The organism is Streptomyces aculeolatus (genome assembly GCF_020400605.1).
GTDB classification, from domain to species: domain Bacteria; phylum Actinomycetota; class Actinomycetes; order Streptomycetales; family Streptomycetaceae; genus Streptomyces; species Streptomyces aculeolatus.
Genome location: NZ_JAINRD010000030.1, coordinates 21,659 through 44,545 on the forward strand (window position 1 = coordinate 21,659; position 22,887 = coordinate 44,545).

19 protein-coding genes are annotated in these 22,887 nt (G+C 74.7%); 15 read left to right on the forward strand and 4 right to left on the reverse strand.

What is annotated here, in order from left to right; genetic code table 11:
* Positions 1–17 precede the first annotated feature (17 nt).
* Together LG396_RS34365 and LG396_RS34370 are read left to right on the forward strand one after the other, a co-directional pair.
* Positions 18–2,144 (forward strand): penicillin acylase family protein, encoded by a 2,127-nt coding sequence (locus tag LG396_RS34365; RefSeq protein WP_225797736.1) that lies wholly within the window; start codon positions 18–20, stop codon positions 2,142–2,144.
* Positions 2,131–2,742 carry a GNAT family N-acetyltransferase gene (locus LG396_RS34370; RefSeq protein ID WP_225797737.1) on the forward strand — a complete coding sequence of 204 codons (612 nt, stop codon included), beginning with the start codon at positions 2,131–2,133 and terminating at the stop codon, positions 2,740–2,742. The genes LG396_RS34365 and LG396_RS34370 overlap by 14 nt, the downstream gene beginning before the upstream one ends.
* Positions 2,743–2,754: 12 nt before the next feature.
* On the opposite strand, the gene LG396_RS34375 is transcribed toward LG396_RS34370, so the two are convergent.
* Genes LG396_RS34375 through LG396_RS34390 form a run of 4 tightly spaced genes read right to left on the reverse strand, consistent with a single transcriptional unit; the run spans position 2,755 to position 7,059 of the window.
* Positions 2,755–3,612 carry an SDR family NAD(P)-dependent oxidoreductase gene (locus LG396_RS34375; protein WP_225797738.1) on the reverse strand — a complete coding sequence of 286 codons (858 nt, stop codon included), beginning with the start codon at positions 3,610–3,612 and terminating at the stop codon, positions 2,755–2,757.
* Positions 3,609–4,451, reverse strand: a complete 843-nt coding sequence (locus LG396_RS34380) for an amidohydrolase family protein (RefSeq protein WP_225797739.1) — start codon at positions 4,449–4,451, stop codon at positions 3,609–3,611. Before LG396_RS34380 ends, LG396_RS34375 begins: the two co-directional genes overlap by 4 nt.
* Positions 4,448–5,644, reverse strand: a complete 1,197-nt coding sequence (locus LG396_RS34385; RefSeq protein WP_225797740.1) for a mandelate racemase/muconate lactonizing enzyme family protein — start codon at positions 5,642–5,644, stop codon at positions 4,448–4,450. The genes LG396_RS34380 and LG396_RS34385 overlap by 4 nt, the downstream gene beginning before the upstream one ends.
* A complete protein-coding gene (locus LG396_RS34390; RefSeq protein WP_225797741.1) occupies positions 5,644–7,059 on the reverse strand; it encodes an aspartate aminotransferase family protein in 1,416 nt (471 codons plus the stop codon). The genes LG396_RS34385 and LG396_RS34390 overlap by 1 nt, the downstream gene beginning before the upstream one ends.
* 257 nt (positions 7,060–7,316) lie before the next feature.
* Here LG396_RS34390 and LG396_RS34395 point away from each other — a divergent pair, with 257 nt between their 5' ends.
* The 13 genes from LG396_RS34395 to LG396_RS34455 all read left to right on the forward strand — a co-directional run bounded on the left by LG396_RS34395 (position 7,317) and on the right by LG396_RS34455 (position 22,722).
* Entirely contained in the window at positions 7,317–8,174 is an 858-nt protein-coding gene (locus tag LG396_RS34395; RefSeq protein WP_225797742.1) for an IclR family transcriptional regulator, read from the forward strand.
* 306 nt (positions 8,175–8,480) lie between these two features.
* Positions 8,481–10,406 (forward strand): peptidase C14, encoded by a 1,926-nt coding sequence (locus tag LG396_RS34400; RefSeq protein ID WP_225797776.1) that lies wholly within the window; start codon positions 8,481–8,483, stop codon positions 10,404–10,406.
* A gap of 67 nt (positions 10,407–10,473) precedes the next feature.
* Complete coding sequence (locus LG396_RS34405; RefSeq protein WP_225797743.1) at positions 10,474–11,742, forward strand: Gfo/Idh/MocA family protein; 1,269 nt, start codon at positions 10,474–10,476, stop codon at positions 11,740–11,742.
* Positions 11,743–11,795: 53 nt separating this feature from the next.
* Complete coding sequence (locus tag LG396_RS34410) at positions 11,796–13,061, forward strand: extracellular solute-binding protein (protein WP_225797744.1); 1,266 nt, start codon at positions 11,796–11,798, stop codon at positions 13,059–13,061.
* Between the two features lie 175 nt (positions 13,062–13,236).
* Positions 13,237–14,148, forward strand: a complete 912-nt coding sequence (locus tag LG396_RS34415) for a carbohydrate ABC transporter permease (RefSeq protein ID WP_018835497.1) — start codon at positions 13,237–13,239, stop codon at positions 14,146–14,148.
* A 2-nt stretch (positions 14,149–14,150) separates the two neighbouring features.
* Positions 14,151–15,125 (forward strand): carbohydrate ABC transporter permease, encoded by a 975-nt coding sequence (locus LG396_RS34420; RefSeq protein WP_018835496.1) that lies wholly within the window; start codon positions 14,151–14,153, stop codon positions 15,123–15,125.
* 9 nt (positions 15,126–15,134) lie between these two features.
* Positions 15,135–16,163, forward strand: coding sequence for an NAD-dependent epimerase/dehydratase family protein (locus LG396_RS34425; protein WP_225797745.1), 1,029 nt, complete (start codon positions 15,135–15,137; stop codon positions 16,161–16,163).
* Between the two features lie 8 nt (positions 16,164–16,171).
* Positions 16,172–17,224 (forward strand): dihydrodipicolinate synthase family protein, encoded by a 1,053-nt coding sequence (locus LG396_RS34430; RefSeq protein ID WP_225797746.1) that lies wholly within the window; start codon positions 16,172–16,174, stop codon positions 17,222–17,224.
* Entirely contained in the window at positions 17,208–18,233 is a 1,026-nt protein-coding gene (locus LG396_RS34435; RefSeq protein WP_225797747.1) for a hydroxyacid dehydrogenase, read from the forward strand. The genes LG396_RS34430 and LG396_RS34435 overlap by 17 nt, the downstream gene beginning before the upstream one ends.
* Positions 18,234–18,311: 78 nt before the next feature.
* Positions 18,312–19,193 carry a maleylpyruvate isomerase family mycothiol-dependent enzyme gene (locus LG396_RS34440; protein WP_225797748.1) on the forward strand — a complete coding sequence of 294 codons (882 nt, stop codon included), beginning with the start codon at positions 18,312–18,314 and terminating at the stop codon, positions 19,191–19,193.
* Between the two features lie 120 nt (positions 19,194–19,313).
* Positions 19,314–20,210 carry a serine hydrolase gene (locus LG396_RS34445; protein ID WP_225797749.1) on the forward strand — a complete coding sequence of 299 codons (897 nt, stop codon included), beginning with the start codon at positions 19,314–19,316 and terminating at the stop codon, positions 20,208–20,210.
* A gap of 188 nt (positions 20,211–20,398) precedes the next feature.
* The gene (locus tag LG396_RS34450; RefSeq protein WP_225797750.1) at positions 20,399–20,977 is read left to right on the forward strand and encodes an ATP-binding protein; all 579 of its coding nucleotides are present in this window, start codon (positions 20,399–20,401) and stop codon (positions 20,975–20,977) included.
* Positions 20,978–21,069: 92 nt separating this feature from the next.
* Positions 21,070–22,722, forward strand: coding sequence for an alkaline phosphatase D family protein (locus LG396_RS34455; protein ID WP_225797751.1), 1,653 nt, complete (start codon positions 21,070–21,072; stop codon positions 22,720–22,722).
* The last annotated feature ends 165 nt before the right edge of the window (positions 22,723–22,887 follow it).

Sequence of the window (22,887 nt, forward strand, 5' to 3'; positions counted from 1 at the left end):
CGAGGGGTGGCGACGGCGTGAGCATCGAGGTGTACCGGGACTCCTGGGGCATCCCCCACATCCGCGCCGCCGACCCCCGCGAACTCGCCTACGCCCAGGGGCGCAACGCCGCCTTCGACCGCGCCTGGCAACTGGAGACCGAGCGGCACCGCGCCGCCGGCACCTCCGCCGCTTTCCTCGGTGCACAGTCCCTCGGCTGGGACGTCTTCGCGCGCCGCGTCCGGCTGGACGACACCGCGCGCCGCTGTTTCCGGCAGCTGGCCGAGGAGGACCGCGAGACCGCCGGCTGGGTGTCGTCGTACGTCGACGGGGTCAACGCCGGGCTCGCCGAAGGCGCCGCGCGGGCCCCGGAGTTCGCGTCCGCCGGCCTCGCGCCCGGCCGCTGGTCGCCGTGGACGCCGCTGGCCGTGTGGCTGTCCACCCACATCCTCTTCGCCGGCTTCCCGGCCAAGCTGTGGCGCCGGATGGTCGCGGAGCGGCTGGGCGCCGGGGCGGTGGACCTGTTCGCCACCGACGGACCGGTCACCGCGGGCAGCAACGGCTGGCTGCTGTCCGGCGAGCGGACCGCCGGCGGCGGCGCGCTCATCGCCGGGGACCCACACCGGTTCATCGAACTCCCCGGCGTCTACCAGCAGATCCACCTGGCCTGCCCGGAGTACGACGTCGTCGGGTTCGCGGTCCCGGGCGTCCCCGGACTGCCGCACTTCGGCCACACCGGCGGCGTCGCCTGGGCCATCACCAACGCCATGGCCGACTACCAGGACCTCTACCGCGAGCGGCTGCGCCGCCGCGGGGACAGCGTCGAGGCGCTGGGCCCGGACGGCTGGGAGCCGGCCGCCGCGCACTCCGAGACGGTGGCGGCCGCGGGCGCGGAGCCGGCCGTGATCGAGGTGGTCGAGACCGCGCGCGGCCCGGTGGTCGCCGACGTGCCGGACGCCGCCGCGGACGGCGAGTGGGAAGGGCTGAGCCTCGCGTATCCGCCGCGGGTGTACGGGGATCTGGGCTTCCCGGCGCTGCCCGCCCTGCTGGAGGCCCGCAGCGTCGCCGACGTGGACGCGGCGCTCGACCGCTGGGCGGAGCCGGTCAACGTGGTGCTCGCCGCCGACACCGCGGGCGGGCTGCTGCACCGCGTCGCCGGGACGGTGCCCGTACGCGACGAGGCCAACCTGCGCGGCACCGTGCCGGCGTGGGAGCGGGCGTACGCCTGGCGCGGGCGGCACGCGCCGATGCCCTCGGTGCCGGTGGCCGGCGGGATCGCGGTGATGGCCAACGAGCCCGGTCCGGCGGCCCCGTTCGGCGCCGAGTTCGCCCCGCCGCACCGTGCGCAGCGCATCCGCGAACTGCTGGCCCGCGGCGGGGCCTGGCGCGCCGGTGACATGGCAGCCGTCCACACCGACACCTTCGCCGCCTCGGCCCGCCCGCTCCTCGACCTGCTCGCCGGACTGAGCGGACTGGGGCCCGCCGCCGCCGGGTTGCGCGACCGGCTGCTGCGCTGGGACCTGCGGATGGACGCGGGCAGCGCCGACGCGCTGGCGTACGCGCGGCTGCGCTCGGCCGTCGTCCGCGCCCTGGCGGCGCACCCCACGCTGGCGCCGCTGGCCGAACCGCCCCCGTACCCCGCGCTGCTGCTGCCCTGGCTGGACCTGCACGCCCGGATCGGGTACGCCCTGGGCACCCTGCTCACCACCGACCGGCTGCCGGGGATCGACCGGCCCGCGCTGGTGCGGGCCGCCGCCGAGGAGACCGCCGCGCAGCTCGCCGCCGCGGCCCCGGGCGAGCACGCGACCTGGGGCGAGGCGCACCGGCTGGCGCCCTGGCAGGCGCTGGCGGGCGAGCCCGCAGACCCGGACGGGCCCGGCGGCGACGGCGTCCGGCAGTGGCCGGGGCTGGCCGGCGACCAGGACTGCGTGCTGGCCACCGCCGCCGTCCCCGGCGTCACCGACCTGTGCGCCCGCGGCCCCGCCGCCCGCTACGTCTGGGACGTCGCCCGCCGCGAGGAGAGCCGCTGGGTGGTCCCGTTCGGCGCCTGCGGCGTCCCCGGCGCCCCGCACCACCGCGACCAGCTCGCCACGTGGCTGCGCGGCGAGCTGATCCCCGTCGTCACCGACTGGCAGGCCCTGAAGGAGTCCCATGGCGACCGCTGACACCGCGCCCCGCGACCGGACGCCGTGCTACGAGCACGACGAGCCCGGGGCCGGCGGCCTCGGCACCGTACGCGTGGTGCCCGTCGTCCCGGACGCGGACGCCGGCCTGCTGCACGGCTGGGTCACCGCGGAGCGCGCCCGCTTCTGGGGCATGGCCGCGCTGGCGCGCGACGAAGTCCGCGACATCTACGCGCACATGGACACCCTCCCCAGCCACCACGCCTACCTGCTGCTGTGCGGCGGCATGCCGGCCGCGCTGCTGCAGACGTACGACCCGGCCGCCGACCGGGTCTCGGAGTGCTACCGGGCCGAGCCCGGCGACCTCGGCCTCCACCTGCTGATCGGCCCCGCAGACGGTGGCGCGCGGCCCGGCTTCACGACCGCGCTGATGCGCGTGATCAGCGGGTTCGCCGCGGCGGAGGGGGCCCGCCGCCTGGTGGCCGAGCCCGACGCGGACAACGGGCCCGCGATCGACCGGCTGCGCCGCGAGGGCTTCGAGCTGGGCCCGGAGGTCACCCTGCCGGAAGTGGACCTGCCGGAGGTGTACCTGCCGCCGAAGCGCGCCCGGCTGGCATTCCGCCCGGTGGCCGGCGGCTGACCGGGCGGCGCCTCACCCGGCGCCGTCGCGCGGGTCCAGGCGGCTGCGGTACGGGGGCATGAACCGCATCCGCGGCATCTGGTCCGCGAGCACGCCGCCGTCCACGACGATCCGGGCCCCGGTGATGTACGCGCCGGCGTCCGAGGCGAGCAGGAGCAGCGCGCCGACGCACTCCTCGGGCCGGGCGTAGCGGCCGAGGGGGATGCGCTCGCGGTACGCGGCCTCGAACCCCTCCCGCTCCAGCGGGAAATCGCCGTCGATGGGCGTGTCGACCATGCCGGGCGCCAGGGTGTTGGCGGTGATGCCGTGCGGCGCCAGCTCCACCGCCAGCGTCTCGGTGAGGAGTTGGGCGGCGGCCTTGGCGGCGTTGTAGTGGGCCAGGCCCGCCTCGGCGACGAGCGCGTTCTTCGAGGTGACGGTGACGATCCGGCCGGGCACCGCGTCGGCGGCCATGTGCTCGGCGACCCGCTGGGAGAGGAAGAACACGGCGTCGGCGTTCACGCGCATGACGCGCGACCAGCTCTCGGGGGTGATCTCGTTGAAGCGCTCCAGGGCCGCGGTGCCGGCGTTGTTGACCAGGATGTGCACCGGCCCGGCCGCCTCGCGGATCCGGTCGGCGAGCCCGGCCAGCTCGTCGGTGCGCGCCAGGTCCTGGCCGTACGTCCACGGGCGCCGGCCGTGCGCCCGTACCGCCGCCGCCGTCCCGGCCAGCCCCGGGGCGTCCGGCAGGTCGACCAGGACGAGGTCGGCGCCCGCCTCCGCGAGCCCGGCGGCGAAGGCGCGGCCGAGGCCGCGGGCCGCGCCGGTGACGACGGCGGTGCGCCCGGTGAGGTCGAACCGGCCGGCGCCCCGGTCCCCCGCGCCGGTCACGACAGCCCCAGCAGGTCGAGGGCCGGCCGGTGGATCAGCTTCTCCACCTCGTCCCGGTCCAGCGGCGGCAGTCCGGGGATCCCGGGGATCCGGGCGATCTCGCGCAGCCCGGCGACCGAGGCGTCGACCGTGGTGAAGGGGTAGTCGCTGCCGAAGAGCAGCTTGTGCCAGACACCGTAGTCCTGCGCGAGGCGCAGGCTGTGCCAGAGCTGGAACGGCCGGTAGTGCAGGGCGCTGACGTCGGCGTAGACGTGCGGGTGCTTGCGGATGACGGCCAGGCACTCGCCCTCGAAGGGGTGGCCGAGGTGGGCGAGGACCATGCGCAGCGCGGGGTGGCGGATGGCGACGGCGTCCAGGTGCCGGGGCATCGCGTACTCCAGCGGGGCGGCCGAGACGAACGTCGTGCCGGTGTGCACCAGCAGCGGCAGGCCGTGGCGTTCGGCGTAGCCGAAGAGGTCGTCGTACGCCTCGTCGGCCGGGTCGAAGCCCGCGTACATCGGCATCAGTTTGATGCCCCGCAGCCCCAGCTCCTGGTGGCCGTGGCGCAGTTCGTCCTGCCAGCCGGGCTGGGTGGGGTCGAGGGAGAGGTAGCCGATGAGCCGGTCCGCGTGGGCCGCGGTGTACGCGGCCACCGCGGCGTCGTCGACCCACAGCCCGCTGCGCCGGGCCTTTCCCCCGACGACGACGGTGCGGGTGCCGGCGGGGGCGGCGGCCGCGTACTCCTCGAAGCGGACGGTGAGGTCCACCTCGCCCGCGTGGGCGCGGGCGGCCTCGGTCCGGAAGGACTCGTCGAAGTCCGTGCCGGGCCGGAAGAGGTGGGAGTGGACGTCGGTGATCATGCGGGTGCGCTCCTGTCCCGCTTCTCCCAGCCGTCCTCGAACATGTTCCAGAAGCGGTGGGTGGGCGGGTGCTCGGCGAAGACCTCGTCGGCCAGCTCGACGCCGAGGCCCGGTGCCGTGGGCAGGCCGATGCGGCCGTCGGCGATGGGCAGCGTGCCGCGCAGGGCCTCGAAGACGTAGGGCTCCAGCAGCCCGTCGAAGGTCTCCAGCACCTTGAGGTTGGGGATGCCGAGCGCCGCGTGTACGGAGACGGTGGTGCACAGCGGCGAGTTGGAGTTGTGCGGGGCGACGAGCATGCCGTGGGCGTCGGCGATGGCGGCGATCTTGCGTACCTCGGTGAGGCCGCCGGCCATCGACAGGTCGGGCTGGACGATGTCCACGGCGTGGGTGGCGAAAAGTTGCTTGTACTCGTAGCGGTCGTGGAAGTGCTCGCCGCCCGCGATGGGGAAGGAAGCCCGCTGCCGCAGCTCGGCGTAGCGCTCGATGTGCGTCCAGGGCAGCGGCTCCTCCAGCCAGCCGATGCCGTAAGGCGCCAGCTCGTGCAGCAGCCGCACCGCGGTGGGCATGGCGAAGCGGGCGTGGCCCTCGACGAACAGCTCGACGTCCGGGCCGATCGCCTCGCGCACGGCGGCGACGAGGCCGACGGAGCGGCGCAGCTCCGCGGGGCCCAGCTCGTGCAGCCCGGAGCCGAAGGGGTCGAACTTCAGGGCGCGGTAGCCCTTGGCGACGGTCGCGCGGGCCTTGGCGGCGAAGACCTCGGGGTCGCGCTCGCCGTCGTACCAGCCGTTGGCGTAGACGGGGACGCCGTCGCGGCAGGCGCCGCCGGTCAGGCGGTATGCGGGCACGCCGAGGGCCTTGCCCATGAGGTCGTAGAGCGCCTGGTCCAGGCCGGACACGACGATGCCGCCGACGTCGCCGCCGCGCAGGAAGTCGCCCTGGTGCAGCCGGAGCCAGATCTCCTCGACGTCGAAGGGGTCGGCGCCCAGCAGGTGGCGGCGGGACATCGCCTCGGCGAGCGCGCAGACCTCGCGGCCGCGGTACGGATGGGTGATCTCGCCGACGCCGGACAGGCCCTCGTCGGTGTGGACGCGGACGTAGCCGAAGTCGCGCCAGGCGGTGCCGAGCATCAGGGTCTCGACACGGCTGATCCGGCCGGCCGGGCCGGTGGGGCGGGTGGTGTCGACGGTGAGCATCAGCGGGCCGCCCCGTCCGCCTCGGCGGTGGCCTGCGCGGCGCCGCCCATGGTGGAGGCGTGCTCCAGGTCGCGGGCGCCGCCGTCGGCGAGCGCGGCGGCGACGGCGGCCTCGGTGGCCTCCAGCAGCCGGTCGACGTCGGCGTCGGTGTGGGCGTAGGAGATGTGGCTGCGCTTGAGGTTCAGCGGCAGCTCGAAGATCCCGTGCTCCAGCAGCCGGCGGCGGTAGCCGACGAAGAGGCCGGCGTCGTTGGCGAGCAGGTCGGTGTACGTGCGCGGGGTGCGGCCTTCGTAACCCGGCATGAAGTACGTGACGAAGACGGAGCCGTAGCCGGTGACGGCGACGGGCACGCCGAGGCGCTCGTAGACGGTGCGCAGCCCGGTGCGGACCCGCTCGCCGAGCCGGAAGACGTGGTCGTGGACGGGCTCCTCGCGCAGCTTGCGCAGGGTGGCCAGCGCGGCGGCGACGACGGAGGGGTGCCCGTTGTACGTGCCGGCGAAGAACGCGGGGGCGCCGGGGCGGGTGGAGAACAGCTCCATGAGGTCGGCCCGGCCGCCGATGGCGCCGGCGGGGGCGCCGTTGGCGATGGCCTTGCCCAGGGTGGTGAGGTCGGGGGTGACGCCGGAGATCTGCTGCCAGCCGCCGAGGCCGTGCCGGACGCCGGTGATGACCTCGTCGAAGATGAGCACGCTGCCGGCCCCGGCGGTCTCCTCGCGCAGCGTGGTGAGGAACTCCTGGTGCGGCAGGAGCGCGCCGACGTTGTGCGGTACGGGCTCGACGATGACGGCGGCGATGTCGGCGCCGTGCTCGGCGAAGCAGCGGCGCACGGCGGCGCTGTCGTTGAACGGCAGCACGAGGGTGGCTTCGAGGACCTCGGGCAGGATGCCGGCGGAGATCGGGTCGTGGCCGCCGACGCGGTCGGGAGCGGAGATCACGTTGAGGCTGACCGAGTCGTGCCAGCCGTGATAGCAGCCCTGGAACTTGACCACCAGCCGGCGGCCGGTGGCGGCCCGGGCGACGCGCAGGGCGTGGAACGTCGCCTCGCTGCCGGTGCTGGTGAGCAGCACCTTCTCCAGCGAGGGCACCAGCGCGCACAGTTCCTCGGCGAGTTCGATCTCACCCTCGGTGACGCCGACGCCCATGTGGCCGAGCGCGGCGCCCGCCTCGGCGGCGGCGCGGGCCACGTCGGGGTCGTTGTGGCCGAGGAGCGGCGGGCCGAAGGCGGCGTGGTAGTCGGTGAACTCGGCCCCGTCCGCGGTACGGAAGCGGGCGCCGCCAGTGCCGGCGACGACGAGTCCCGGCAGGCCCGGGATGCTGCGCTGGCCGCTGTTCACCCCGCCGGGCACGACCCGCTGGGCGCGCTCGGCGAGGGCTGCTCCGGCTCCGGCGGTGGTGGCGTCCGGGCCTGGGCTCATGGTGCGTGCTCCTTGCGTCGAGTGTCTCGGTTCCACGGGCCCTGCCCGGCCCGTGAACCCTGGCGCCATCCGCCCGGCAGTCGTCGCAGGAAAAAGTGCAAAAGGTGGTGCGAACGGTGAGTGGTGAACGGTGAGTTGAGTTTTTCAGAACGCCGTTCTGTCTAACCGAACAGAGCCAGACTCTACGGCCGGAAAATGCGCCGGTCAACCCCTTCGACTCGACGGAACCCCGCCTTCACCCCCTAAGCTGTTCGGTCATGACGAACAGAACGGATGCCGACGAGCCGAAGTACTGGGTCAAGAGCGTGGCGCGGGCGGCCGAGATCCTGGAGGTCCTCGCGAGCCCGCCGCCGGGCGACGGGCTGAGCGTCACGGAGATCGCGCAGCGGTGCGGTGTCTCCAAGAGCACCGCGTTCGGCACCCTGCAGACGCTGCGCGCCTTCGGCCTGGTCTCGGACGACGGCGAGGGCATGAGCCGGCGCTACCGGCTGGGCATGGGCCTGGCCCGGCTCGGCGACCGCGCGCGCTCCCAGGTCTCGCTGCGCCGGCTGGCCCACCCGGTGCTGCGCGACCTCAGCGCCCGTACCGGTATGGCCTCCCGTGTCGCCGTGCCGGAGGGCGGCCTCGCGGTCGTCGTGGACCAGGTCGAGATCGACCACCGCGTCCGGCTCGACCTGCGCATGGGCGAGCGCGAACTCCCCCACTGCACCGGCCTGGGCAAGGCCCTGCTGTCGGCGATGCCCGAGGCCGAGGCGGCGGCGGTGATCGAGCGGCACGGCCTGCCGCGGCGCACCGGCAGGACGATCACCGACCCGGACACGTTCCTGGCCCACCTGCGCGACATCGCCCGCGTCGGCTACGCCCTCGACGACGAGGAGGACGCCGAGGGCATCATCTGCATCGGCGCGCCGGTACGGGACGACCGCGGCGCCTGCGCCGGGGCCGTCAGCATCACCGGCCTCAAGCTCGGCCTGCCGGCCTGGCGCTACCAGGAGCTGGGCGGCGAGGTACGGGACGCGGCCCACCGCATCAGCCGCGAACTGGGCTGGCCCGGGGACGCCGGCGACGCGGCCGGCGGGCCGGACGGCGGCACGTCCCGCACCGCCGCCCGCTAGCGGGCCCGCAGCACCCGCACGGCCGGCGCGCGAAAATCGGCCCTTGACCGATCGGCGGGGGCGGCCGTACCTTTCCAGCCAACCGCCGAGACCTCCAGGTCACCGGCGCGACATGCACTGGACCCGTCCCCGGCGCCTGCCCTTCGCCCGGGACCGGCCACCGGCACACCGCCGGCGGCCCGCGGTCCGCAAGGCCATCCGCCGCCACGGCAGTCACCGCAGGAACGCCTCTCACGATCCGGACCTTCTCGGAAGGCGAAGTCCGCCATGAGCGTTCCACAGCACCCGAGCACCGCCCGCCGCAGCATGCTGCGCGTCACCGGTCTGGCCGGCCTGGCCGCCGCCGGTGCCGCCGCGGCCGCCACCGGCACCGCCCAGGCCGCCGCCCCCGCGCGCGGCACCGACGGCAGCAACGGCCGCCGCAAGGGCGGTGTCGCGGACTTCCGCGACTACGGCCACTCCGGCCCCGAGCGGCCGGCCGACGACGCGCTGGACGAGATGCTCGCGGACACGGGCATCCACCGCATCGAGGCCCACACCGACCTGCTCTTCACCCGCCGGCACACCACCTCCCGCTCCGACGTCGAGCTGGACTTCGGCGGCAACCGGATGCTCACCGAGGGCATCGAGGAGAACGGGCACGACAACCCCTTCGGCGCGGTGCTCTTCTTCCGCGGCGAGGTCACCGACACCGTCCACGAGCACACCCTCGGCGCCGCCCTCCCCGAGCTGTCCGACGTGTACGAGGTCGGCGACTCCGGCGCGTTCGGCGTCGGCCAGTGGTGGGCGGTCGAGTCGGACGCCGCCGGAGCCGGGAAATACGAGAAGGAGATCCAGCGGCTCGTCCAGGTCACCGAGGTCGTCGACAGCACGCACATCCGCGTCGGCTACCAGACCGGCTGGCCGCTGGCCGCCGGGCGGACGCTGACCTGGACCCGCGTCAAGCCCGTCGAGCGGGCGCACGTGCGCAACGTCGTCTTCGAGGGCACCGGCGACGACCAGTACACCGGCTCGCACCCGGTGGCGTACGAGTACGCCGTCGGCTGCGACGTCTCCGGCATCGAGGCGACCGGCACGTTCTGGCCCGTGGTGATGCGCCGCTGGTGCACCCGGTTCCGTACCGAGAACTGCACCCTGGCCAACCCCAAGTCCGTCACCTACGGCGGCGCGGGCTACCTCACGCAGCAGATCTACTGCCTCTACGGGCACGTCTCGAACTGCCGCACCTCCAACGCCCGCCACCTCAACGACTTCACGGCCTCCGCCTACTGCTACGTCACCAACTGCCACGGCGACGGCGACGACCAGGGCCCGTTCGTCACCCACGGCCAGTTCGAGCACGACCTCGTCTACACCGGCAACTCGGGCCTGATGACGTTCGCCAACTCCGGTGCCGCCTGGGGCGGCGCGGCCAAGCGGATCACCGTCCGCCGGCACGTGTGCTCCTGGTTCGTCGCCCGCGTCAAGGTCACCGACCTGACGCTGGAGGACGTCACCGTCATCGGCAAGAAGTCCCTGGACGGCTCGGGGATGCTGTGGGTGAACGCCGACGGCGTGCAGATCCGCGGCTGCACGGCCAGCGGACCGCTGATCGTCTCGCAGGCGTCCGACCGGTCGGCGCGGCCGAACGTCATCGCCGACTCGGCGTTCTCCTTCGCGCCCGGCGCCGAGGTCACCGCCCCCGGGGTCAAGGCCGCAGTGACGCTCCAGCGCACGGTCCTCGACGGCGCCGCCGGCGCCGCGTTCAACGGCACCGGGCCGCTGGTCCTCGACCACTGCCGGATCACCGGCGCCCCCGGCGCCGACCCCGTGTCGTACGCGCACGAGGACATCGCCGTCGAGGGCGGGGAGTTCACCGACACCGGGATCAGGCTCACCGGCGCGGGCGGGCAGCGGCTGCGGCTGTCCGGCGCGCGGCTGTCCGGCACCAACAAGGCGGGCGCGCTGCTGTCGCGCGGCGGCCCGGACCGCACCGTCACCTGGCAGCTGACCGGCGTCGACGCCACCGCGGGGGACGGCACCGCGCACATCGCGCTCGACGAGGGGGTCAACCGCTACCGGGCGCAGGGCTGCACGTTCACCGGCGGCCGGCTGGAGCTGAAGCCCGCCGCCTTCGCGGACGACGGCTCCCACCTGCTGCACGCCGGCTGCGTCGAGGACGGCGTGACGCGGGCGGCGCTGCCCGAGGAGGGCGACCGCGTCGTCCACACCGCGGGCAACCTGCGGCTCTGACCCTCCCCCGGCTCCGGCTCCCCCGCTCCGGCCCCTCCGACCGCCCGTACCCAGCACAGGAGTTCCCGTGTCCACGCATCCCCCGATCACCGCCAGGCCCGTCCGCGTCGCCGTCGCCGGCGCCGGGAACCGCGGGCGCACGTACGCCGACTGGGTACGGGCGCACCCGGAGCGGGCCGAGCTGGTCGCCGTCGCCGACCCGAGCCCGGCCGCCCGGGCCGCGGTGGGCGCGCCGCGCGAGTTCGACGACTGGCGCGCGCTCGCCGCGGCCGGGGTGGAGGCCGACGCGGTCGTCGTCGCCACCCAGGACCGCGACCACGTCGACCCGGTGCTCGCCTTCGCCGAGGCCGGCTACGCGGTGCTGGCGGAGAAGCCGCTCGCCCCCACCGAGGAGGAGACCCGGCGCATCGTCGAGGGCGTCGAGCGGACCGGAGTGCTCTTCGCGGTCTGCCACGTCATGCGCTACATGCCCTACACCGACCTGGTGAAGGAGGTCGTGGACTCCGGCGTGCTGGGCGAGCTGGTCTCGCTGGACCATCTGGAGCCGGTCGGCTGGTGGCACTACGCGCACAGCTACGTGCGCGGCCCGTGGCGCAGCGAGAAGCTGTCCTCGCCGATGCTGCTGGCCAAGTCCTGCCACGACCTGGACTGGATCGCCTACGTCACCGGCGCCCGCATCGAGCAGGTCACCGGCTTCGGCGGGCTCAAGCACTTCCGCCCCGAGAACGCCCCGGCCGGTGCCGGGGAGCGCTGCACGGACTGCGCCGTCGAGGCGGACTGCCCGTACAGCGCGCCGAAGCTCTACCTGCCGGTGCTGCGCGAGAAGGGCGCGGTCTGGCCCGTCACCCACGTCACCGGCTCGGCGGACCCGACCGACGAGGCGGGGCTGGTCGAGGCCCTGCGCACCGGCCCGTACGGGGTGTGCGTCTACCGCGCGGACAACGACGTCGTCGACCACCAGGTCCTGGCGATGCGGCTGTCCGGCGGGATCACCGCCACCTTCCAGATGGTCGCCTTCACCGAGCAGACCCACCGCCAGACCCGCGTCTTCGGCTCCCACGGCTGGCTGCGCGGCGACGGCGAGAGCGTCACCGTGCAGGACTTCCGCACCGGCGAGACCACGGTCCGCTCGGTGTCCGCCGCCGGCTCCAACGCGGCCGACGGCCACGGCGGCGGCGACGCCGGGCTGATGGACGCCTTCGTACGGGCCGTCGCCACCGGCGAGTCGGGCGTGCTGCGCTCCGGCACCGCCGCGTCGCTCGGCAGCCACCTCGCCGCGTTCGCCGCGGAGCGCGCCCGGCACACCGGCACCGTCCAGGCGGTGCCGGCCCGCTGACATCCGCACCGCCCCCACGACCCCTTTGTCCCGCCCCATCCCCGGAGGAAGCCATGACCCTGATCCACCACCGGCGTTCACGGACCAGAGCCGTCGCCGTACCGCTGCTCGCCACCGCGCTGGCCGGCGTCGCCCTCGCCGGCTGCGGCGGCAGCGACGGCGCGGGCGGCGGAAAGGGCTCCGTCACCATGTGGACGTACCCCGTGATCTTCGACGAGGCGAAGAACGAAGCGTACTGGGACGGCATGGTCGAGAAGTTCGAGAAGCAGAACAAGGACATCTCGGTGAAGGTGGAGACCTACCCGTGGGCCGACCGCGACACCGCGCTCGGCACCGCCATCGCCTCCGGCAAGGGCCCGGACGTGGTCTACCTGGTGCCGGACCAGCTGCCGAAGTACGCGCCGAACATCGTGCCGGCCGGCGACTACATGCCGGCCGACGCGAAGTCCGACTACACCGACTTCGCGCTCGAGTCCGTGACCGTCGGCGACGACGTGCTCGGCACGCCGATCCTCACCAGCGCCAACCCGCTGATATGCGACAAGCGGGTCTTCGAGGCGGTGGGCGAGGACTCCTACCCCGAGACCTGGGACGACCTGAAGGCGCTCGGCCCGAAGATGAAGGACGAGGGCTACTACGCCCTCAGCTACACGGGCGACACCGCGCAGACGCTGAACATGACGTTCTACCCGCTGCTGTGGCAGGCCGGCGGCGAGGTGTTCGCCGAGGACGGCGAGTCCGTGGCGTTCGACGACCCGGCGGGCGTGGAGGCGCTGACGTACCTGACGGAGTTCGTCGAGGAGGGCTGGACGCCCAAGGACCTCGTCACCACGACGCCGAACCTGGAGCAGACCCCGGTCGCCAAGGGCAAGGTCGCCTGTACGTGGACCAACGTCGCGACCGACGTCGAGCCGTTCTGGGGCCGCGAGAACATCGTCGTCCAGCCGCCGCTGACCGGCGAGGAGTCGGCGGGCTACGGCACGGTCGGCGCGCTGTCGATGCTGAAGGGCGCCGACACCGAGGCCGCCGGCAAGTGGATCAACTTCGTCGCCCGGCCGGAGAACGCCGCGGACCTGGAGAAGGGCGCCGGCTACTTCCCGGCCCGCACCTCCGCGGACGACCTCTACCCGGACGACCAGCTGCAGCAGGCCGTCGCCGCGACGCTGCCCTCGATGAACGCGGGTCCGCTGGAGGAGAAGGCCCGCGAGGTGATGGGCGTGCTCGCGCCCGAGCTGCAGGCGGCGCTGCTGGGCAAGAAGAGCCCCGAGGACGCGCTGAAGGCGGCGGCCGAGGCGGCCGACGCGCAGATCGCGCGCTGACCCCCCGGGGCCGCGGCCCCGCTCCCTCCCCGTAGCCCCGCGCGGCCCGGACCACCGACTGCTCCGGGCCGGCCGCGGGCCCACGGACCGCGCGCCCGGCCGGCGGCGCCGAACCCCTGCCGCCGGCCGGGCCGCGCACCCACCGCACCACCCCCGTACCGCAAGGAGACCCACCGTGGCAGTCGTCGCGGAACCCACCCGGAACAGGCGAAGGCGCCGCAGCGGGCCGCACGCGCGCCGCGAGGCCCGCATCGGCCTGCTGTTCGTCCTGCCCTGCTTCCTGCTCTTCCTCGCCTTCCGGTTCGGCCCCGCGGTCGCCGGGGTGCTGATGAGCTTCACCGACTACACCCTGACCGGGGGCGGCAGCTTCATCGGCGCCGACAACTTCACCCGGCTCAAGGACGACCCGCTGTTCTGGGACGCGCTGAAGGTCACCGTGGTCTACACGGTGCTGGCCGTGCCCGGCACCATCGCGGTCTCGGTGGGGCTCGCGCTGCTGACGCGGCGGGCGTTCCGCGGCTCGAAGGTCTTCCGGTCGGTGTTCTTCCTGCCGGTCGTCACCTCCCTGGTGCTGGCCGCCACCGTGTTCGTGTGGATCTTCTCCACCGGCGGCCCCTGGTCGACGGCGATGGGCTGGATCGGGCTGCCGGAGGAGTCGTGGCTCTCCCACGACACCCTGGTGGTGCCCGCGCTGGCGCTGGTCGGCATCTGGTCGCGCTTCGGCTACGGGATGCTCATCCTGCTGGCCCGGATGCAGGACATCCCGCGGGAGCTGGAGGAGGCCGCGCTCACCGACGGGGCCGGTCCGTGGCAGCGGTTCCGGTACATCGTGCTGCCGCAGCTGCGGCCGGCGCTGTTCTTCCTCGCGGTGATCGAGACGACGGCCTCGTTCCAGGTCTTCGACGCGGTCTACACGATGACCGGCGGCGGGCCCGCCAACTCCAGTTACACGCTGGTCTTCCAGCTCTACGACGCCGGCTTCAAGTACTTCGACCTGGGCTACGCGGCGGCGATCGGCGTGGCGCTCTTCGCGCTGACGCTGGTGGTCGCCCTGATCCAGCGGCTGACGATCGGGAAGGAAGACTGACCATGACCTCGGCCCCCGCGAAGACCCCGCACGACGAGATACCGGCCGGCCCGCGGAAGGCGGCCCGGCCCGGCAGGGGCGGCGCGCCCGGCCCCGCCGCCCGGCGCGCCGAGCGCCGGCTGCGGCGCGCCGCGAACCGCGACTCCGTACCGCACGCGATGCGCGGCAGCACCGGCGGCCGGATCGGCCGCGGGCTGCTCCTGGTGCTGGCCGCCGTCGTCACCGTCTTCCCGTTCTACGCGATGGTGGTGCTGTCGCTGAAGCCCGCCGCGGCGGTGGACTTCCCCGGCAGCCTCGTGCCCTGGCCGCTGGGCGGCGAGGCGTACGAGAGCGTCATGAACTCCCAGGACGTGCCGCGCTGGCTCTTCAACACCCTGCTGTACTCGCTGGCGTCGGTGGTGGGCGTGCTGCTGCTGTCGTCGCTGGCGGGCTACGCCTTCGCCAAGAAGCGCTTCCCCGGGCGGGAGGCGATGTTCTGGTCGTTCCTGTCGATGGTGATGGTCCCGTACCACGTGACGATGATCCCGACGTTCGCGATGATCGCGAAGCTCGGCGGCGTGGACACGTACTGGGGCCTGATCGTGCCGACGCTCGCCAACGCCCAGGCGGTGTTCCTCATGCGGCAGTTCATCCAGGGGCTGCCGGACGAGCTGTTCGAGGCGGCGCGCCTGGACGGCTGCAGCGAGCTGCAGATCTTCGGCCGCATCGTGCTGCCGCTGCTCAAGCCCATCCTGGCCACGCTCGGCGTCTTCGTCTTCCTGTGGCACTGGAACGACTTCCTGTGGCCGCTGGTCATCGGGCAGTCCACGGACATGCGCACGCTGACCGTCGGCATCGCGTCCCTGCAGCAGCAGAACGTGCCGCTCAACGTCGTGCTCTCCGGCTCCGTCATCGCGTTCGTGCCCATCTTCGCCGCCTACCTGGTGGGCCAGCGCTACTTCACCGAGGGCGTCACGGCGTCCGGGATCAAGGGGTGAGAACCGATCGTGTTCGCTGACGAGAAAGCGCTCGAAGAGCGCCTGGCCACCCCCTCGCCGGGGCTGGTGGAGGACATGGCGCGGCTGGAGGGCGACCTGCTGGTCCTGGGCGCCGGCGGCAAGATGGGACCGAGCCTGTGCCGGCTGGCGCGGCGCGCGCTGGACGCTGCGGGCCGTACGGACACGGCGGTCCACGCGGTGTCCCGCTGGTCGGACCCGGCCGCGGCCGAGCGGCTCCGGGCCGCGGGGGTGCGCACCGCGGCCTTCGACCTGATGGACCCGGACGCCGATCTGGCCGCGCTGCCCGACGCGGGGAACGTCGTGTTCATGGTCGGCGCCAAGTTCGGCTCCGCCGGGGCGCCTTCGCACGCCTGGGCGGTCAACGCGGGGCTGCCGGAGCGCGTCGCGCGGCGCTGGGGGCACGCGCGCGTGGCGGCGTTCTCCACCGGCAACGTCTACCCGCTGGTGTCCGTGGGGACGGGTGGCTCGGTCGAGTCGGACCCGGTCGGCCCGGTCGGCGAGTACGCCATGTCGTGCCTGGGCCGCGAGCGGCTCTTCGCGCACGCGGCGCTCACCCGCGGCACGAAGGTGGCGCTGCTGCGCCTCAACTACGCGGCCGACCTGCGCTACGGCGTCCTCGCCGACATCGCCCAGCGGGTGCAGGCCGGCGCGCCCGTGGACGTCACCACCGGGCACGTCAACGTCGTCTGGCAGGGGTACGCCAACGAAGTCGCCCTGCGCGCACTGCTGCACGCCCGCGACGAGGAGCCGTTCACCCTCAACATCACCGGCCCCGAGACCGCCGCGGTGCGCCGGCTGGCACACCTCTTCGGCGCGGAGTTCGCCGCGGATCCCGTCTTCGAGGGAACCGAGGCCCCCACGGCACTCCTCTCCGACGCCGGGGCCTGCCACGCTCTCTTCGGCTACCCGGACGTACCGCTGCGCACCCTCGTCGGCTGGCAGGCCGACTGGCTGCGCCGCGGGCTCCCGCTGTCCGGCAAGCCCACCAAGTTCCAGGTACGCGACGGAAGGTTCTGAGCCGCCCCATGCCCACCGACCGCCCCACCCCGCTGGACGTCCTCGCCGACGGCGCCGTCATCCCCGCCCACCCGCTGGCCCTGACCGCGGACCGGCGCCTGGACGAGCGCCGCCAGCGCGCCCTGACCCGCTACTACCTCGGCGCCGGCGCCGGCGGCATCGCCGTCGCCGTGCACACCACCCAGTTCGCCATCCGCGAGCCCCAGGTCGGCCTGCTGCGGCCGGTGCTCGAACTCGCCGCGGAGACCGCGGCGGAGAGCACCGCCGCCTCCGGCCGCCCGGCGGTGAAGATAGCCGGCGCCTGCGGCTACACCGCGCAGGCCGTCGCCGAGGCCGAACTCGCGGCGTCGCTGGGCTACGACGCCGTGCTGCTCAGCCCGGCCGTCCCGGGCGCCAACGAGGAGGGGCTGCTGGAACGGGCCCGCGCCGTCGGCGAGGTGCTGCCGGTCATCGGCTTCTATCTGCAGGAAGCCGTCGGCGGACGGTACTTGTCCCCCGCATTCTGGGCGGCGCTGGCCGACCAGCCCTCGACGGCCGCCATCAAGACCGCGCCCTTCGACCGCTACCGCACCGCGGACGTGGTCCGCGCGGTCGCCGGCGCCGACCGCGGCCCGGAGGTCGCGCTCTACACCGGCAACGACGACGACATCGTCGGCGACCTGCTCACCCCGTACGACACGGCCGGGGGCCGGCGCTGGTTCGCCGGCGGGCTGCTCGGGCAGTGGGCGGTGTGGACCCGGCCGGCGGCCGGGCTGCTGGACGACGTGCGCCGCGCCCGCGCCGGCGACCACGACGCGCTGCTGCGCTGCCTGACGCGCCGGCCGCAGCTCACGGACGCCAACAGCGCCGTCTTCGACGTGCGGGGCGGGTTCCGCGGCTGCATCGCCGGGGTGCACGAGGTGCTGCGGCGGCAGGGGCTGCTCGCGGGCACCTGGTGCCTCGATCCGGGCGAGTCGATGTCGCCGGGGCAGGCCGACGAGCTGACCCGGGTGGCCGCCGCGTACCCGTGGCTGACCGACGACGACTTCGTGAAGGAGCACCTGGATGACTGGCTCCGCTGACTGCGGCGCCGCCCGGGACCGGGTGGTGGTGTGCGTACCGCCGGAGCTGCGCGCGCAGTTCTTCACCGACGGCGCGTGGCGGCGGCTCGCGGACGCGGCGGAGCTGACCGTGCTGGACGAGCACGGCGACCGCGCGGCGCTGGCCGCCGCGCTGCCCGGGGCGCGGGCGCTGGTCACCGCCTGGGGCGCGCCGCGGCTCGACGCCGGGCTGCTCGCGGTGGCCGACCGCCTCGAACTCCTCGCGCACACCGGCTCCGCCGTCGCCCCGTACGTCACGGAGGACGCCTTTCTCCGCGGCGTACGGGTCACGCAGGCCGGTGACGCGATGGCCCGGCCGGTCGCCGAGGTGGCGCTCGCCTTCACCCTCGCGCTGCTGCACCGGATCCACCGCTTCGACCACGCGATGCGCCGCGGCGCGGACTGGGAGAGCGCGGGGCAGGGGCCGCCGGGGCACGAGCTGGGCGCGAGCACGGTCGGCGTCATCGGCGCCTCCCGCACCGGCCGCGCGTACATCGACCTGGCCCGCGCCTGCGGCGCCCGGGTGGCCGTGACGGACCCGTTCCTGACGGACGCGGACGCGGCGGAGCTGGGCGTACGCGTCCTGCCGCTGGACGAGCTGCTGCGCACCAGCCGTGTGGTGGCGGTGCACGCCCCGGCCACGGAGGCGACGCGGCGGCTGCTCGGCGCCCCGCAGCTGGCGCTGCTGCCGGACGGGGCCGGGCTGGTGAACACCGCGCGGTCCTGGCTGGTGGACGAGGACGCGCTGCTGGCGGAGCTGCGCACCGGCCGTATCGACGCGGCCCTCGACGTCTTCGACGCCGAGCCGCTGCCCGCGGACCACCCGTTCCGGCAGCTGCCGAACGTCCTGCTGACCCCGCACCGGGCGGCGGGCACGGTGGAGTGCCGCGAGCGGCTGGGCGAGTCCGCGGTCGCCGAGGTGCTGCGGCTGCTGGCGGGCGAGGAGCCGCTGCACCCGGTGGACGCCACGGCGCTGACCCGGCTGTTCTGATCCGCGCCGGGCGGCCCCGGGGCCCCGGGCCCGGTAATCGGTTGGCCGGGCCCCGTTCGCGGGTGGCAGGATCCGGCCATGGAACCGCAGGTGAACCCCGCGGAGCCGGACCTGCCCTGGCTCGGCCCGCCGCTCGACGTCCGTCCGCTGTTCGCCGCCGAGCAGCGCGCGCTCATGGCCACGCTGCACGGGCTGCGGCCGGAGGACTGGCAGCGCGAGGCGGTACCGGGCTGGACGGTGCACGACGTGGCCGCCCATCTGCTCGGCGACTTCTACGGGCGCCTCGCCCGCGAGCGCGACGGGCACACCGGCGGACCGGTGCCCGCGCCCGGTGAGCCGCTGGCGGCGTTCATCCACCGCATCAACCAGGAGTGGGTCGACGCCCACGCCCGGGTCGGCACCGCGTCGCTGGCCGGCGCGCTGGAGGCGGCCGGCGCCGGGATCGCCGCCCACTTCGCGGCCGACGCGCTGCGCGGCCCGTCCTTGGGGGTGTCGTGGGCGGGTGCCGAGCCGGCGCCGCGCTGGCTGGACGTGGCGCGGGACTTCACCGAGTTCTGGACGCACCGGCAGCAGATCCGGCACGCCGCCGGGCTGCCCACCGATGCCGCGCCCGGCCCGCTGGCCGCGGTGCTGGACACCTTCATGCGGGCCTTGCCGCACACCCTGCGCGATGCCGCCGCCCCGCCCGGGACCCGGGTGCGGATGGCGGTGGCCGGCCCGGCCGGCGGCGCCTGGACGGCGACGGCCACCGGTCCCGGCCCGTCGGGCGGCACCCGCTGGTCGCTGGCCGGGCCGCCCGGGGACGGCGAGCCGGACGCGCTGGTGCGGCTGGACACGGAGACCGCCTGGCGGCTGTGCGTACGGGGCGTGGAGCCGGAGACGGCCCTCGCCCGCGCCGAGGTCGCCGGCGACCGGACCCTCGCCGGGGCCGCCTGCCGCATCGTGTCGATCATCCGCTGACCCGTACCGCAGGGAGCGGCACGCCGGGTGACGACGGAGGGCACGGCTGTCCCTTTTCTCATCGAATGTTCATCTGGTTCCCAGCCGTTTCCGCATCCGGCTGGCCTAGCCTCCGGCAGCGTGTCGAGAAACCTCCCCTCGCTGCGGTCCGCGGCGGTCGCCGCGGGCACGCTCGCCGTGATCGCCGCCACCGCATCGTCCTCCGCGCCCCTGCTGGGGAACACCGCGGAGGCCGCCGCCCCCCGCACGCTCCACGTCCACTACGCCCCCGCCGCCGGCCGGGCCCCGGCCCCGTCCCCCGACGAGGCCGTGGCGAAGGCGCTCAAGGCGCTGCCGAAGGCGCCGGGCGCGTACGACGTCGCGGTGGCGGACCTCGACTCGGGCGACAGGGCCGCGTACGCCTCGGGCAAGGGGACGTTCGACACCGCGAGCATCGTCAAGGTCGACATCCTCGCCACCCTGCTGCTCCAGGCCCAGGACGACGGCGGCGAGCTGAGCGCCGCGCAGCAGAAGCTGGCAGCGGCGATGATACGCAGCAGCGACAACGACGCCACCGACGCGCTCTGGGCGGACATCGGCGGCGGCTCCGGCCTCGCGGAGGCCAACGACCGGCTCGGCCTGACCGGGACCGAGCCCGGCGACGGCGGCACCTGGGGGCTGACCCAGACCACCGCCGCCGACCAGCTGGTGCTCCTCGAAGCGGTGTACGGCGACGGGGCCTCGCCGCTCAGCGGCGACTCGCGGCACTACGTCGAGAAGCTGATGGCCTCGGTGGTCGACGACCAGCGCTGGGGTGTGTCCGCGGCGGCGGACGACGCCGGCTCCGCGGCGCTGAAGAACGGCTGGCTGCCGCGCTCGGCGACGGGCCTGTGGGACGTCAACAGCATCGGCCGCGTCGAGCACCGCGGCCACACCCTCCTCATCGCCGTCCTCTCCGACGGCCACCCCTCCTACAAGGAGGGGATCGACGCCGTCGAGAACGTCACGACGACGGCGGCGAACGCGTTGCGTCACTGAACCGCCGCCGCACGCGTCCGCGCCGCACCCGTCCCGGGCGCGGCGTGGCCCGTATGCCCGACTTACCCGGGGGACGTGCACCTGTGCTTGCGGATGAAAGTGCATCTGTACTTGCATCCGGAGGTCTATATCACTCACCATTGAACAAGAAGCACGTTCCAAGGCGACATCATGATCGGGGAATCGGCATGACGGCAGCGTCCGGGGAGCGGGCCGAGGCATCGGCTTTCGCCGCCTGCGCCCTCGATGCCCACCCGCGGTCGATAGCCGAGGCCCGCCGCACGGTCCGCACCACGCTGCGCGACTGGGATCTTGCCGAGCTGTCCGACAGCGTCGAGTGTGTCGTCTCCGAGCTGGTGACCAACGCCGTGCGCCACGGCGTACCCGGCTGCCCCCCGCTGCCCGTCGCCGAACCGCAGCCGGTGACGCTCACCCTCGTACGCCGCGGCGGCGAGGTCGTCTGCGCGGTCTTCGACCCGGGCGAGGGCGTCCCCGCACCGTGTGAGGCGGACGATGTCGACGAGTCCGGGCGGGGCCTGCAGATAGTGGCGACGCTCAGCGACGCGTGGGGCTGGAGTGCCCCGGGGCCGTTCGGCAAAGCCGTGTGGTCCCGGTTCACCGCGCCCGCCGGGACCGGCGGCCCGGCGGACGTGGACGCCGACGGGGACGGCGACAGGGACCACGAGTGGCAGTCGTTCGCCCGCTGCCTGGCTCTGCTGGAGTCGCTCGTGCCCGGGCGCGCCGTCCCCGCCCCGGCCGTCGCCTGACCCGTACGGCACCGAGCGCCGGGAGCGGAACCTCCCGGCCCCTCCGCGCGTTCCCCCGCAGTGGCGCGCGCCACGGGGACGAGGAGGCGACGATGGCGGAACTGCGGCTCGGGCCGCTGCTGCGGTACGCCGACGACACCCGCGCCACCGTCTGGGTCGAGACCGGCGGCCCGTGCGAGGCGCAGGTCCGCTGCGCGGACGGCGCCGGGGGCAGCGCCCGCACCTGGCAGGTCGGCGGCCACCACTACGCGCTGATCACCGTGACCGGCCTGACGCCGGGCACCCCCGTCCCGTACCGCGTGCTCCTCGACGGCCACGAGGTCTGGCCGCTGCCCGGCGCCCCCGCGAGCACCATCCGCACCCCCCGCCCCGGCGCCGCGCTGAACGTGGCGTTCGGCTCCTGCCGCTGGGCCGCCAAGCCCGGCGGCGGCCACGACCCCGTCGGGCCCGACGCCCTCGACACCCTCTCCCGCCGGCTGGAGGCCGACCCGGACGCCGAGCGGCCGGACGTCCTGCTCCTCCTGGGCGACCAGGTGTACGCGGACGAGACCTCCGCCGCCACCCGCGACTACCTCGCCGGGCGCCGCGACCTGGACGTGCCGCCGGGCGACCAGATCGCGGACTACGAGGAGTACACCCACCTGTACGACGAGTCCTGGCTCGACCCCGAGGTGCGCCGGCTGCTGGCCTGCGTCCCCTCCTGCATGATCTTCGACGACCACGACGTCATCGACGACTGGAACACCTCCGCCTCCTGGCTGGAGTCGATCCGCGCCGAGCCCTGGTGGCGCGAACGGATCCTCGGCGGCCTCATGTCGTACTGGGTCTACCAGCACCTCGGCAACCTCTCCCCCGACGAGCTGGCCGCCGACCCGCTGTACGCGGCCGTCCGCGCGGCCGGCGACGGCACGGAGCCGCTGCGGGAGTTCGCCGAGCGCGCCGACGCCGACCCGGCCGCCGTCCGCTGGAGCTACCGCCGCGACCTCGGGCGCACCCGGCTGCTGATGGTCGACTCGCGCGCCGCGCGGGTGCTGGCGGAGGAGAGCCGCGCGCTCGTCGACCCGGCCGAGATGGACTGGGTGCGCGGCCAGGCGCTGGCCGACCCGGGCGCGTACGACCACCTCCTCATCGGCACGTCGCTGCCGTGGCTGCTGCCGCCCGCGGTGCACGACGCCGAAGGGTGGAACGCCGCGCTGTGCGCCGGTGAGCGCGGGGCGCGCTGGGCGCGGCTGGGCGAGAAGCTGCGCCGGCGCGCGGACCTGGAGCACTGGTCGGCGTTCCCGCGGTCCTTCGCAGAACTGGCGGACCTCATCGCCGAGGTGGGCCGTGCCGACCGGGCGCCGGCCTCGGTGCTGGTGCTCTCCGGCGACGTGCACCACGCGTACGTGGCCGAGCCGAGCTGGCCGCGGGCGGGCGGGCAGGAGTCGCCTGCGGGGCAGCGGCCGGTGGTCGCGCAGCTGACCTGCTCGCCGATGCACAACAGCGTCCCCGCCCCGATCAGGGCCGGCTTCCGCTTCGGCTGGAGCCGCGCCGGCCGGCTCCTCGGCCGAATCCTCGCCCGGCACGGCCGCCTCGCGGCCCCGCCCGTCCGCTGGCGCAAGACCGGCGGGCCCTGGTTCGGCAACCAGTTGATGACGCTCACCCTGGGCGGCCGCGACACCGCCCGGCTGCGGCTGGAGCAGGCCCGCCAGGAGGACGGCGGCGGCACCCGGCTCGTCACGGCGGACGAGCGCGAACTGCTCTGAAACGCCCCGCGCGGGCGGCCGCGGGCCCGTTCCGGCACATTCGCAAGCCGACCCGCGCAACGGGCTGCGCAAGGCGTTCCCAGCCCGGGTGAACTTCGCTATCTTTCGGGGCCCGTAATCCAACTCTGCACGCCTACCGCCTCCTTGTCACCGAAATACGGAACA